A 13,466-nucleotide genomic window follows, 5' to 3' on the forward strand; every position below is an offset into this window, starting at 1 on the left:
CCTCCGTCATCGCATGGAACTGGGTCGCCCTGCTCGAAAATCACAATGCCCGTAAGGCACTGCGCCGCCAAGCCGCCCAGGCAAGTCCTGCGCCCCAACCACAATCCCCGCCCTGGACACCACCGACGCCACCTCCCCCTGGGGCTGCGACATGAGCTGGCGGCGCGCCTCGCGCTATGCCGCGTCGTCGGCGGCAGCCATGTTGCGGGTGGCAGCGTGTACCTCCCATCCTCACACCGACACAGCGGCGCAACCCAATTCACGACCACCCGCCGGGTGGCCGGAATCCCTGAACGACCTCACCGTGGTCTGGAGCGCCGAGCCCGGGATCGACCTGACCGCGGGGCCCGCCGTAGCAGTTCGGGCTTACACCGAGTCCTACCTGCTCGCCTCCCTCACCGGCGACGACAAATATCTCTACCCCGGATTCGAGCACGCTGTGGACCCGAACAAAACGGTTAACGATCCGATGGGCACCCAGCAGCTATGGCCCGACACCGGACGGCCCACCAACCCCTGGATCGGAACCGAACAGCAACACATCCTTTCGATTACCGTTGCTGGACGCGATGTCATCGTGGTGACATGCGAGTACGTCTTCGGCACCGCTGAGCCCGGTCGTCACAGCGATTACGCAGACCACTACGTGATGCCCGAACCTGACGGAGGCATCGACCCCATGCGAATCACCATGACCGCACCGACCGATCCCGGGCCGCCGAAGCCACCCCAGCAAGGTCCCGCGCGGGCACCCTCTGCCGATGTCTTCAACGGATGGAAGATCACCAACCATCAAGGGGGCTGGTTCGCCACTAGTGGCGTGGGTTCGGACTGGCCCACCTGGCATGACGACCACGACAAATGCCTTGCCAAAGCACCGCCACATCCCAACCTCGTACGCGGCGGCGGCGCCTACCCCCGCTCCATCAGTTCCCCACCCTGCCCGCCGTTCCTGGCTGGCCCCTCTAGATTCCCCGCAACGCCTTTGCTATGTCGCCAACTCGCACAGGGGGTTTCGCGCACTCACTTTGGTGTCGCTGATGTGCCAGTGGGGCGCGGTTGGACACCCCACAAAATTCGGTACAGGCGAGGGGGAGCGAATCGGGTCGCGGCCAAGACCTGATCGCACAGGACCCACAGCGGGCCCAGCGGCGGCAACTCCGACCCTAACGGGCGGCGCCTCCTATGCCGGGTGGCTGCCAGGATGCGATCAGCCAAAAGCCACAACGGTCCAAGCGGCGGCAATTCAAACCCTATTGGACTGCGACGCCGTTGATTTCGTCCTTGCACACCTCGAGTCTAGGGGACCTACGACGCACAATTGCGCGGCGATTGCAGGTCGTATGCGTCGACGTGCGCGGCCAGCGCGAGGACCGCGGGTCGGCACCCACCAACGATCAGCTGATGCCCAGTTGAGCGATCAGATTCGCCAACGCTGTTTCGGCTTCTGCAGATACCGCCCGCTCGGCTTCAACGTCTTCCAAGACCGTCACCGGCAGCCCCGCACCATTGGCGGCCTCCTGCAGGCTCAGCTCGGCGCGCTGGCGCGCCCCGTAGAGTCGCTGGCCCAGCGTGGCCGAGGGGGATCGCGCGGCGCGCATCATCAACTCGTTGTAGCTGCGCCGAACGCTGCTCAGCGCAAGGATGACCGCCGGGCTGCCTTTGGCATTGCGGGCAGCGCTCGATGCCAGTCTTTCCAGTTTGCGTAGATCCGACAAGATACTGGTGGCTTTCGGGGTGAAGCCGGGGTCGTCGGGCTCGGGCAGATCAGCAATTGCCGCGGTGAGGGTGTGCATGGCCAGTTCCACCGTCTCGGCCATCAGCGGCGCCTGAATTGAGTCGGTGAAAACCTCGGTGGCCTCGTCGCTGATCGCTGATGTGGGTCTGCTGGGCTGTAGTGGACCGGTGAGGGGCTGGGTGACCGCTCCGCGTCGAATACGGGTGATGTGGCCGGTCGGCCACTCCAGGACCTTTTCCAGCCGTTCCAACGTTCGTTGCCGCGGCCAGCTGCGGCCCTTTTCGAACTTGATGAGTGCGCCGGCATTGATGATCCCGTCGCGGTCCAAGCTGCGCTGGGAGAGCCCCAACTGCTGGCGGCGCTCGGCGACCGCGGCGCCTGCACGCACCACGCCGGGGTCGCTTTGGTCGTCCTCCCATTGTTCGTCGGCATCGAACGCGGTTACGACCTGCGTCGACTCGTCGAGTGATCCTTGCGAGGAGCCCAGGGGGGTTAACGTCACCGCGATGCCGTCCGGCGCTCCGAGGTACAGGGTGGTGGCGCCGGTAACGAGTACAGAATTACGGCGCACTGCGTCGATAAACATCCCGTTGGCGCTGGTGTCAATTGCTTGCCAGCCGTCGCGGTGCGGTTCGAGCCGGACATGCCGGCGTGAGATCCGCTCGTCGTCGACCTCGATAGCCACCCCGGCTTCTCTACCGATCACCGCCACGCCAGCGGCCGGATCGAGTGTGTGAGTTACCTGGCCGACCTGGACGACCAGCGAAGTGGTGGATGGGTAGGTCGGGTATTCGGACGTCAATGGCTGCTCCCTCGATAACGGGTGAACGTGCTTGTGCTGCGGTTCGCCGACCCGCTTCGTCAAATGCTACACCTTGTACAGGTGCAGTGGCTGCGCCACACTCTGCACGACCGTCGGCGTTTCGTCCCAGCTAGCGAACCGCGCGGGCCGGATCGCGCTCTCAGATTCCCCACGTTAGCGGCCATCAGCCCTGGCTGGGGCCCTACCCGTGGCAGACGCGGTCTGCCTTCGCACAGCGGATAGGGCGTTTCATCCTCAGCAGTGCTGCTGTTCGAAACGTTGCACAATGCCTAGCGCTGTGGTTAAAGTAGCAGCATGCATCTGTTGGACGACATGCAGCAGCCACAGGAGGCCGATCATGAATGCCCCTGACAAGCCCCCAGCGGCGCCACCGGAGGATTACGTCGGTGCTTGCGTCCGCGACCCCGACCGCTGGACCACCGAGGAACCCGACGCTGAAGCCAAGGCCCTATGCCGCGCGTGCCTGCGCCGCTTCCGGTGCGCCTACGACGGATGGAACACCCCAAACGCTTCCGGCTTGCTGGCCGGGGTCGTGGTCCCCGAAGAGCCCGGCCGGCCGCGCGACTTCGCCCTGCGCCGCTTGCACGACCTCGCCGAACACGGCGGCTACCCCGTGCGTCCCCGGCGGCGCGGCCGCCAAAAATTCACCAGGTGAAAGGCACATCGAGATGCAACAATTTGCGCAGCCCCCGACGCCACATCCACAGCCCTACGCACCAGGCATGCGGCCTATCTCGCCGCCGCCGCGCCCCTACAGACCACCCACCCCACCTCTGCCCCACCCACGACCTTTCCCTGCATTAGGCCAGCAGGGTGCGGGCCCCTATCCACACCATCTGCCGGCACCAAGCGGAAACCCCTGGCGTCCACTCGCTTTCGCCCCACCCAGCCCCCGGGAGGCCGCGCGCCGCACGAAGGCGCCGCTGTATCTGGGCGTGGCCCTCACTGTGGCCGTCGTGCTGTTCGCCATCGTAGGATTCTGGGCCCCAGGCCTTTTCGTCACCAAAGAACTCGCCGTCACCTCCGTGCAAGCCGACGTTGCACGGATCCTTTCCGATCCCAGCGGCTACGGCGCCAAGAACGTCAGCAACGTCACCTGCAACGACGGGCGCAACCCCACCATCACCAAGGGCGGCTCCTTCAGCTGTCAAGCAACCATCAATCACATCGCGCATCAGTTCCTGATCACCTTCACCGATGACGCAGGAAGCTATGAAATCAGCGCACCCAAGGGCACCAAGGTCTGACACCCCAGGCGCCGGCACCCGCCGATGATTGGTGAGCGCGGACAGTTCCTCACAGCCTGAAACGCACGGCCAGCTGAGCCCACCGCTGTCGGTGCAGCATCACCGCGAATCCCTGAGGAGACAACCACACCGTGGAACTGCTAGTGCTGGTCCTCAAGATTGCACTGATCGCCTTCAACATCGCAGGCACTGCTGCGCTGATTCTGCGCGCGGTTCGACGCTCGCGCGCCAACCGGCGAGATCCTCGGTGGAACGCACACCGCGGTCGCGGGCAGCCAGGATATGAGGCGATGGTTTACGGTGCGATGCCTAATACACCACTACCCGAATGGGCCTTCTGGGATGACGAGGACACCGATCTAGACGAAACCGATTGACCTGCAGCAGATCCCGTCGCACCGATAGCGACCATGGCGGTCGCGGATCTGTCGCCTAACCAGTCGCCGGGCGCGACTCGGCAAGCGCACGCTGCATGTCATCGACGCTAACATTCAGTACTGACGGGTCGGTACGCACGAGTTGATCCAGATCTTGTGGATTAGGAGCCACCCTGTGTAGTCGGCGGGCTCGTTCACGCCGGCACGCCACCGCCACTTTGCGGGCGTAGCGTCCATTGCCGGCCACGTCGAGCATGGTGCCGCTCTCATAGGGTTGAGACCGCAGATGAGTTGCTTCCGCACGCAGCATGTCCCAGGCGGCGTCGTCGACGACCAGACGCTCTTTGCCGGCCAGATGGCGTCCGATCGCCACGATCTCATCGGGTGTGTAGCTGTTGAACGTCAGCGTGAAATGGAATCGGCCGGCCAGGCCGGCGTTGGCCTTAAGAAAGTCCCGCATTTCCTTCGGATAGCCCGCGACGATCACCACCAGTTCGTCACGGTAGTCCTCCATGTACTTCAGCAAGGTGTTGATCGCGTCAACACCGAAGGAGTGCCCCTCTGTTTTAGGGACCAGCCGGTAGGCCTCATCGATGAACAGCACGCCGCCGCGCGCTTCCTCGCACACCTCTTTCATCTTGGCCGCCGTCTGGGAGACGTAGCCGATCACGATGTCTTCCTCGGTCACCTCTTTGACGTCGGGGCGCGCGATCTTGCCCAAACCAAAGAGCACTTCTCCGACAACGCGAGCGAACGTCGTCTTGGCAGTCCCCGGCGGGCCGAGAAACACCATGTGGTTTTCGTTGCTGGTGGCCCCGCCGTCGCCCTGCTCGGCGAGCAGTTGCTCGATCTGAATCTCGGTGCGCCACACCGCAATCTGTTCCTTGGCGTCTTCGAGACCGATCAACTCGTCGACGCGGGCTTGAGCTCGGTTGAGGACTTCTTGGCGCTCGCTGGCCAGGGCCGCGGCCGCTCGGGCGTCGCGGCTCGTTTCAGTCGCCGAATCCCACTTGTTGGTGCGCGTGGCGATGGTTTCAGCATCAGTGGTCACGATGCGATAGTCAGGTTCCTCGAGGGCCTTGCGTGCTTGCGGGATCACCACGCCGTCGATCGTAGCGCTGCGGAAGGCCTCATCGGCCGCGTCGAACTCGCCCAGCTCGCGCAGGCACCACCCCTTGGTGAGCGCCAAATCTGCTGCAATATAGGCGTTTTGGGTGGATATTTGGTCCATCAGGTCTAGTGCTGCCTGCGCTTGTCCCAGCGAGGCCAACGCCATCGCGCGCAGGGTTTGGGTTGCGGCCAACACGTCGTTGGGCACATAGGTGGCGATCACCGGCGGACACACATCAGTGACCGCGCACAGATCCGGCCAGCGCTGGGTGGCGTGATACAAGGCGGCGGTCACGAACTGTCGCCAGGTTGCCGCTTGCGCGTCGGCGGCCAGCTCGCTGTCGTTGAGAACCGTCATCGCCTGCTCGAAGTCACCCGCGCCAATGAGGGCACTGGCAAAGGCCAGAGCGATGGTGCCTCGTGACCACACCTGCAGCTGCAAGTACAGCGGCGCCGGGACCACGGCTTGCAGTGCGCCATCTTGCTGGCCGATGCGGCGGGTTTCGCGATAAAGAGCCCGCGAGTTCTGATACGCGCCGGCTAAGGCGTCAACGCTGTGATCGCCGCACGCCAGTCGACCCAGCCAGGCATCGGTCATAGCCGGGTTCTGGTCGGTGATCTCGGCGAACGCCCGCCGGGCCGCTGCGGGGTCGCCCGCGCTGAAGCGATTGATCGCCGCATCGAAAGCGCGCCGTTGTTCTGTGGGGGAAGTCGTGGTCATCGGGCTCCCCAATCGGCGTGTCGTCTAGCGCTCACCGCTCCCCCTTCCACAGGTGCCATCGTAAACGCCCCGGCGTACTGCGAGAACGGCATCGTCAGTGGCCCGAGATGGGATCGACCGCCGCCGGGGGTTCGTCGTCGGGCGGCGGCCCGGTGTGATCCTCGGGCGGGGGTACCGGCGGAAGCGGAACGTCGCTGGAAGTGTGATCGACGTATGCCGACAGTGGTGGTGTGGTGTCCCACCCGGTGTTGGACGCGGCAGCCGAAAGGGAGCTGGTGGACTGGAGTTCGGCGACTGCGCCCGGCTCTGCGGCCGCTGCCCAGTGGGTGTCGAGGACCGCGTGCCCGGGGGCGTTTATCTGCCCTGCGGTCCGGCCGCGGGGCTGGCGTTGGCGGCGGCGAGGGTCCACTCCGGCACCGGCCTTGGCGATCAGTTGGTCGATCTCCCCGGCTGCTGTGGTCGCAGCGACCGCAGGGTGGGTCCCTGCGGCCGCTGCGGTCGTTGACGTCTCAGCGACCGCGGAGGGTTGTCCTGAGGCTGCTGCGTCGCTTTGCGCTGCTGCGGGAACCGGCGCGAAGCCTTCGTGAGGTTGGCCGAGGACGTCTTCGGGGTTATTGATTGATGATTGCTCGTCGAGCTGTTCCCAGGGCGTTTTGGTTTTGCCGCGCAGGCCGCGCAGGCCACCTAGCGCTGCTGAGCCAGCACCGCGTAGTCCGGCGTGCATGGCCAGGCCCATCGCGACGTCGCCGGCGCGGCCGAGCAGACCGCGACCGGGGTGTTGGCCCAGTAGGTCGGCGCGGATATGGCGGAGGAGATACAGCGCCGCCATCGAGCCGCCGGCCATGATCAGCACATGCGCGAAGGGGTTGCTGCCGCCTAACTCGGCGGGCAAGGGGCGGGAGATGAGCCGTTCGATCGCCAGCCCCATCACGCTGACGAAAGTGACGAACACCATGACTTCGATCGGGTGTTTAAAGAACCGCCACACAGTGGCTTTGGCGTGTTCTTGCGCCGCTCCGGAGATGCCGCCGGCGAACACGCTGGGCAAGAGTTTGGCGGTGGTGTACATCGCTTTGAGTGACACCGTGAAGACCGACGCTCCCGAGGAAATCATGAACCAACCAAACAGAAACGCCGCGGCAACCAATATTAAGCCGCCGAAAGTGTTCGAGCCGTCGAGGTTTTGGGCGTAATGCACAGCGGCTGCATCCCTACAGCGGGCCATTGCTTTGATCGGACCGTCTGATACGCCTTGGTGTAGTGCTGCGGTGTATTGCGCTGCGCACCCGGGCTTTGTGTCTACGACGTGGCCAAAGTTGAAGACTTGCAGAGGCTCTCGTACGACATGGGTGATGAGACTCGAGGTGAGGGTGTCAACTTGACCGGTGAAACCACCGCTTCCGCCGATAGCGCCATTGTGGGTGAACGCTTCTGCGGTGCTAAATCCCATGCTGCGGCCGAACGCCAGCATGCCGTCACTGCCGTACATCATTCCGGCGGGGTCGGAGAATACGGTGATGGCCAAGGCCGGCATCATGATCGCCAGCAGAACCATTGTCCAGCCGCGGCCAGCCTCGCCCCGCCGGATAGCCAACACGCCCATGAACACCCCGAGCGGCACCGTGAGAGCGACCAGACCCCACCGGGTGGTGACGGTGATGACCGCGTCGGTGATGCCTTTGGCGATCTCACCAAACACTGTGAGCCAGTAGGTTGAAATGGTCAGTTTCATGACCCACAGCGATAAAGCGATGATCCCGATGAAGGTGGCCGCCTCGGCGGTCAAGATGTTGGAGGCTGCGAAACCTGTCGACATCACCTCGAGAGCGTGGATGACCCAGGGGAACCAGGAACTAGGATCGTAAACTTGGGTGTCGGGGCCGCCTCGGGTGATCTGATCAGGCAGACTGGCCAGCGACAGGTAGAAGTCGCCGATAGGAACACCGTAAATATCGTGCAGGCCAGTCCAATTGAGCACGGCGGCGTTAGTTGATGCGCTTGCTCCCGGGGCCAGTGTGACCGCGAGGCTTGCCAGGAGCTGCAATAGTGCATACACCTTGAGCGGGCGAGCCACACGCGGATGGCACAGCAGCCAGTACTGTGCTCTGGCTAGCATGCGCTGATCCTGTGGCGTTGCCGTTTACGGTGCGGGTTGGTGTCATAGAGCTCGGCGAGCTCGCGGGTCGGGGCGCCGAACAACTTGACTTTGCCCCACCCGCCGAATTCGTCGAGGTACCACGCTTCACCTTCGCGGCCGGGAATGACTTTGCCGTGGCGGCTATCGATCGAATCGTCGCCGTAGTTGGGCATCGCCGCGGGGCTGGTGTTGCTGACGTAGTCGCTGCGCAACTGTGGGTGTCGGTCGAGGTCGCGGTTGCACCACAGCAGCGTGTCCTCGGCGATGGCGGCATCTTTGAAGCCCAGGCAGAGCCGTTGCTCAATGTATTCGTCTTCGAGTACACCAAAGTCATTTCTGGGTGACTGGCTGATACCCAGAAACAGGGTCCATGCCTTACGTCCTTGGCGGATCACGTTATTCGCGCAGCGCTGCCCGCCAGGAGAATGCGTCCACGCCGCGCACTCCTCGACGACCAGGATGTCTGGCTGGGTGTCACGGGAAAAGAACAGCGACTCGGCGAGATCGGCAGCCATGCCGTACAGCGCTTGGGCGGCGCGCTGACTCGGGGTGGTTTGGTGGTGAAGATGGGCTTGGTATTCCTCGGTGACGGCCGGCAGTTTGAGGCCGCCGAAGTTCCAGATGACAAGCTGCTTGGACAAGTCCGGCAGCGGCAGGGTGTCATCGAACATCGGTGCCAGGAGGCGCTCGGCGCGTAGCCCTTCCAACGCGATCAATAAATCGTCGTCGACGCTGACGCGGTCAGCTCTGCTGCGGTCGGCTAACAGCCCAATCAGTTGATTGAGGCAGCCGATACCGTTGGTGTGACGTGCGGCCGGGGCGAGCAGCCCTTTGAGTCGCGACGCCTGGGGGCTCAACGGGGAGAATCCCATTTGCGGTAGCAAATGGTCGACAGTGCGCTCGGCGGTGTGCTCGAACGGGAAAATACGCAGTCCGTCAAGGCTGAATCTCGGATTCTTGGGGTCGATGACGACCTTTTTATCGTCGTCAAACGTGGAAAGCGCTTTTTGGTGTTCTCGCGCCTCGGTGGGGTCGATGAGATGGATACCGGCACCCAATTCCAGCCATGACCGCACGAGGTTTTTGGCGCATTGCGATTTGCCGCGTCCCGGGGATCCTCCGATGATGAGGTTGCCCGGATTTTCCCGGCCCGGGGCGCCGATCAGGTCGTTGAGAACGATCTCGCGCAGCCCCGGACTGGTGATGGTCTCCCCTAGCGGGACCCCGACGTTGTTGCCCAGGCTGGTGGCCAGCAGGGGTACGAATTTCGCGAACGCGTTCGTGGTGGAGGGGTTTCGGATTTCGTGCAGGGCGGCGGTGGCTTCGGTCCCTGGATTAAGGGCGCGCCATAACGTGGTCTGGCTGCCGCGTCGGCGCTTGAGCTCGAGGCGTTGGGTGCGATAGCGGCGGATCACTTCTGCGATTGCGCTGTCGGCGGCCTCAGGGTCAGCGGCGGCCGCGGTGACGACGACCGCGGCGTTTACGCCGCGCTCGGCGCTGCCCTGCTTAAGGGCGGAGGCCAGTTGCCTGCCGGAGACGAGTTTGCGCAGCAGCTCGTCGTCGCTGTCGGCGTGGCGGCCACGTTGGCGCGCTTGATCTTTGATGTTGGTGATGACGTTGTGTGCGGTGGCCACGGCCACTTCTGCGGTGTCGAAGGTGAAGTGAATGGTCCAATCCAGGGTGATATCCGGCTGGGTCACGTCATCGAGCACTTTGAAGATGGTTGCGCGTGGCCAACGCAGGCCGGCGTCGGGCCATTTTTCCAGTCCGACAATGGCTTGATAGGAGTCGGCCACACCGTCGTCTGCGTGCCGATATGTGCGCAGGAAGATGTCGGCCTCCGTGCGGGCGGCGCGCCATCGCCGACCTCGCAGGGCGGCCGCCGAGGGGTCTTTCCAGACTGGGGTAAACGCTGATCCGGGTAGCCGGGCATCCGGGTTATGGGGTTGATTAGGAATGGGCTTTTGCCAACTGTGGCGGCTGGCGGTGTAGTTCCAGTGCCACCAAATCTGTTCCACGCTCACTGGTTTGGCGAATAGCGCCGGCGGTAGTTTGGCGACCATCGTGGCGGCCAGTTGGCGATAGTGCGCTAGTGCGGCGGCGCTGTCTTTGTCGCGGCCGATGATGGAGTCCAGGCGACGCTGCCATCCCCCTGCCGTGGTGGCCCCGGACAGGCCGTAATCCAGCGGAAGACTCAGCCAGTAGATGCGGCGACGCGAGTTGCGGGCATGTAGGGCCGGGGCCCAGCGCTGACAGTGCTGCACCCACGCTTCGGCGTGTGGGGGCATGGCAGCGGCGTCAATGACGTTGTCAGGGTGTAGGTCTGGGTGGGCATATATCATGCGTCGGGTGATGTTGCGAGTTGACACCGGCGCTGTCAGGCCGCTCAGGATTGAGCCGGAGGGCAGACTTCGGAGGAGCTCGGCGTGGGTGTCGGCGACAAGATCCTGGGATTCTTTGGGCAAGAAGATGAATGGCAGACCCGATATCAGGTATTCGGCGTAGACCCCGCTGCGGGTGAAGCGTAGGTTGCCGACAGCCTCGATCGGTCCGGCGTCGGGTGTGAGAGTCATTGTGGCGTAGCCTGGTTCGGCGTTTGAGCGTGGTGTGAACACACCACCTGCGGGCGTAAGTCGGCCAGCCAGAAGTGCAGCCGTGTGCGCAGTGAAGGCCGCGCCGCAGGTAGCTTGGACAGGGCCCAGATTGCGGCCGCGGTCAATACGGTGCCGATGGCACCGATGGTCAAGGCGTTTCCGCTTTGCAGGTTCAGCGTCATCAGTGAGGCTGTGACCACGAAGCCCACCAGCAGTGCGGCGGTGTCAGGAAGCCGCCAGTTCTCCTTGAACGGCAGGCGAAATCCGTCTCCGGAGTCGCCCAGGTAAATCGGAAGATCGCGTTGGTCCGACCACACTTTGGCCGGTGTCTCGTCGGCCACTACTGTCCGTACGGGTTGGGTACGTTGACGTGGTTGCTCACCCCGTGGCTTTGGAACTCGTGGGTGAACAGTGCCGCGATGCCCGCGGACAAGAAGATCGTGACTGATAAACCGATCACCAGGAACTGGTGGGTCATGCCCGCCCCGGCGCCTTCTTTGCTCGCTTTGCCCAAGGTGGCGACGGTGCCCACCACGAGTGCGGCCGCCGCGAGCAGTCCTTCGAGCATGTAGGCCAAGGAGGTGCCGGACGTGAAGAGACCTGCGGCCAAAATTTGTACATGAGTTGGGTTCACGAGGATCTCCTTGTTGTGCTACTTGTGGTTTGAGGCGGCCGGAACAGGGTCGCTGTTATCACTCAGCTGCGGTATTAAGTCTATAGCCGTGATCATCCAGGTTCCGCCGTTATTTTCTACCGTCAACGGGAAGGTGAAATTGATGGTGGCAAACTGCGATGTTTGTGCGATGACTCGCGCTCGGACGTGAAGGCGCGTCCCCGGTGCTGGCGCGTCAGGGACCTCGGTCGCGGTGTCGGCGTTTTTGATGACGACGCTTTGATAGCCGCCGATCGGTTTGATCCATGAGTCGGCCACCACGTAGCGGTCTAGGCCGGCCGTGGCGGTCAGATACGTGTTGATGAATCCGCTCACTACGGGATACACCGGGTTACTGGGGCTCAGGGGGTGGTCGTAGCCTTCTTTTACATCCGCGCCAGGGCCGGGGTCGCTCATGGGCACCGGCCAGTCCATTGCGCGGGGTTGGTAGTGCCAAACCGCCACGGGCACACCGTAAAACGCGGTGGTTGCTTCCGCCGAGGCGTAGGTGCGCTGTTGGACGACTACTACAACCCCATACAGGTCGACGTCACCGGCCGAGCCGTTGGGCACGACCGACCACACCTTGGGAGTGTTGATCACCGCTGGCGCCGGCGGAGCCGACTGCACTGCTGCGGGGACGGTCTCGGCCTGAGGAAGCGTGATGAAGCGTTGCAACGTCGAGTGTTTGGAGCTTGGCGTGGTCAACACCGCGGCAACGAAGTCTGCGGCGAACTGGCCGGCCGCGGCACGCTGATTATCAACACGATGGGCGATCGCGGCGACGTCGCTACTGTCGGGATGGGATGCGCTGAAAAAGACCTTCACCGATGCGGCGAAGCCGAACACCGCAAACAGCGTTACTACCGCGATCGCCGCCTGACGCAGATGGCTCCGCCCGCGGCTGATGCGGCGCTGCCAGGTCCTCGACATTGTGATAGTGCTCATCAACCCGTCCCTTCTAGTTAGGCGAGTGGCCGAAGAATTGCAGTTGGCTCATCGCGAAGGTGGCATCAACTGGGTTGCTGGTGGCGCCGCCACTGACCGGATCAGCCGGTGGCGGGGCCGCCGGGTCGGAGCCAGGGGCTCCGATGAGGGAATCCACCAGCCCGCTGGGGGGTCCCTCGTCGGGCGCGGCGGTGCTGGGCCCAGATGCCTGCGTGGTCGGCAGGGGGTTGGCCGGCGGGCGATCGGTGTGCAAGATGATGACATCGACACGGGAGACCAGCACCTTGCTGGGCAACGTCACCGACACCGGTCCGTGGACACTATGGGTGTCCACGGGCAGCGGATCAGTGACGAGTTCATTGCCGTTGAAAAAATTGAACTGCAAGTGGGTCACGACCCGGTGCTGCAACCATTCATCCTTGCCGCCTTGGGTTTTCGCCACCCACCCCGGAGTCACCGACAGTGAGTTGAGCATGTAACTGCATGCCGACTTCGGCCGCGACGGATCGCAAATGAACTGCACATGCAGTACTTGGCCATCTAACCGGCTCTCCTGGGGTCCACGACCGCACACCCACGCCGAATCAGACGCGGTGTCAGTCAACGCCAGCGGTGAGCGGGCCGCGAGCTGCTCACCCGCACCCCCGTCCGGGGTGCAACTGGTCGTCCACGGGGTAAACGGCAAGCCTTGATCCTGTTGCGGCACAGCAATATTTGTTGTCGGAACGGCTGCGACCGGGGCGATGGCAGCGTGGTGCTGCGGCGGTGTCACCGGGTCAGGGCCGCCGCCGAATCCGACGAATGCCACCACGATCACGATCGCCACCACGACGGCCGCTAACCCCAGCCACGCGGCTGTTCGCTTCGCCCCTCGATTGACGTCTTGATCGGTCTGTTCGCCGCCGCCAGTGGGTTCGTCGAGTTCATGCGGTGCCGGACCAGTACCGGCCTCCACAGCGGCTGTGACGGAGCTGTTGTCGTGATCGCCCAGGTCCTCCTCGACGTCAGTCGGTCCCTCACCGTCAGATGGATTCGCCGGTGGCGCCGCATGATCGGTCAAGGCCAACGCTGGCCCGTCTTCGAGCAGTTGCTCGAGCATCCAGTCTTGAGCCGACACGG

At 63.7% G+C, this 13,466-nt stretch carries 12 protein-coding genes; 4 read left to right on the forward strand and 8 right to left on the reverse strand.

What is annotated here, in order from left to right; all coding sequences use genetic code 11:
- Window positions 1-151: 151 nt before the first annotated feature.
- Window positions 152-1,123 (forward strand): hypothetical protein, encoded by a 972-nt coding sequence (locus AC5Y5B_RS20675; RefSeq protein ID WP_500006234.1) that lies wholly within the window; start codon window positions 152-154, stop codon window positions 1,121-1,123.
- 274 nt (window positions 1,124-1,397) lie between these two features.
- Here AC5Y5B_RS20675 and AC5Y5B_RS20680 read toward each other — a convergent pair whose 3' ends face one another.
- Window positions 1,398-2,540 (reverse strand): FHA domain-containing protein, encoded by a 1,143-nt coding sequence (locus AC5Y5B_RS20680; RefSeq protein WP_500006235.1) that lies wholly within the window; start codon window positions 2,538-2,540, stop codon window positions 1,398-1,400.
- Between the two features lie 358 nt (window positions 2,541-2,898).
- Here AC5Y5B_RS20680 and AC5Y5B_RS20685 point away from each other — a divergent pair, with 358 nt between their 5' ends.
- The 3 genes from AC5Y5B_RS20685 (at window position 2,899) to AC5Y5B_RS20695 (ending at window position 4,185) form a co-directional block, all read left to right on the forward strand.
- Window positions 2,899-3,216: a hypothetical protein gene (locus AC5Y5B_RS20685; protein ID WP_066996290.1), complete on the forward strand. Its 318-nt coding sequence runs from the start codon at window positions 2,899-2,901 to the stop codon at window positions 3,214-3,216.
- A 301-nt stretch (window positions 3,217-3,517) separates the two neighbouring features.
- Entirely contained in the window at window positions 3,518-3,808 is a 291-nt protein-coding gene (locus AC5Y5B_RS20690; protein WP_232003359.1) for a DUF4333 domain-containing protein, read from the forward strand.
- A 131-nt stretch (window positions 3,809-3,939) separates the two neighbouring features.
- Window positions 3,940-4,185: a hypothetical protein gene (locus AC5Y5B_RS20695; RefSeq protein WP_500006236.1), complete on the forward strand. Its 246-nt coding sequence runs from the start codon at window positions 3,940-3,942 to the stop codon at window positions 4,183-4,185.
- 55 nt (window positions 4,186-4,240) lie between these two features.
- On the opposite strand, the gene AC5Y5B_RS20700 is transcribed toward AC5Y5B_RS20695, so the two are convergent.
- The 7 genes from AC5Y5B_RS20700 to AC5Y5B_RS20730 form a co-directional block, all read right to left on the reverse strand.
- Complete coding sequence (locus tag AC5Y5B_RS20700; protein WP_500006237.1) at window positions 4,241-6,016, reverse strand: AAA family ATPase; 1,776 nt, start codon at window positions 6,014-6,016, stop codon at window positions 4,241-4,243.
- A gap of 94 nt (window positions 6,017-6,110) precedes the next feature.
- Complete coding sequence (locus tag AC5Y5B_RS20705; protein WP_500006238.1) at window positions 6,111-8,132, reverse strand: hypothetical protein; 2,022 nt, start codon at window positions 8,130-8,132, stop codon at window positions 6,111-6,113.
- Window positions 8,126-10,726 (reverse strand): ATP-binding protein, encoded by a 2,601-nt coding sequence (locus AC5Y5B_RS20710; RefSeq protein ID WP_500006239.1) that lies wholly within the window; start codon window positions 10,724-10,726, stop codon window positions 8,126-8,128. The genes AC5Y5B_RS20705 and AC5Y5B_RS20710 overlap by 7 nt, the downstream gene beginning before the upstream one ends.
- Window positions 10,723-11,088: a hypothetical protein gene (locus AC5Y5B_RS20715; protein ID WP_500006240.1), complete on the reverse strand. Its 366-nt coding sequence runs from the start codon at window positions 11,086-11,088 to the stop codon at window positions 10,723-10,725. Before AC5Y5B_RS20715 ends, AC5Y5B_RS20710 begins: the two co-directional genes overlap by 4 nt.
- Window positions 11,088-11,357 carry a hypothetical protein gene (locus AC5Y5B_RS20720; RefSeq protein ID WP_500006241.1) on the reverse strand — a complete coding sequence of 90 codons (270 nt, stop codon included), beginning with the start codon at window positions 11,355-11,357 and terminating at the stop codon, window positions 11,088-11,090. The genes AC5Y5B_RS20715 and AC5Y5B_RS20720 overlap by 1 nt, the downstream gene beginning before the upstream one ends.
- Before the next feature lie 42 nt (window positions 11,358-11,399).
- Window positions 11,400-12,347, reverse strand: a complete 948-nt coding sequence (locus tag AC5Y5B_RS20725; protein ID WP_500006242.1) for a conjugal transfer protein — start codon at window positions 12,345-12,347, stop codon at window positions 11,400-11,402.
- Window positions 12,348-12,360: 13 nt separating this feature from the next.
- On the reverse strand, window positions 12,361-13,446 hold the full coding sequence (locus AC5Y5B_RS20730) for a hypothetical protein (RefSeq protein WP_500006243.1): 1,086 nt from the start codon (window positions 13,444-13,446) through the stop codon (window positions 12,361-12,363).
- Between the last annotated feature and the right edge of the window lie 20 nt (window positions 13,447-13,466).

The organism is Mycobacterium sp. NGS33 (assembly GCF_059812885.1).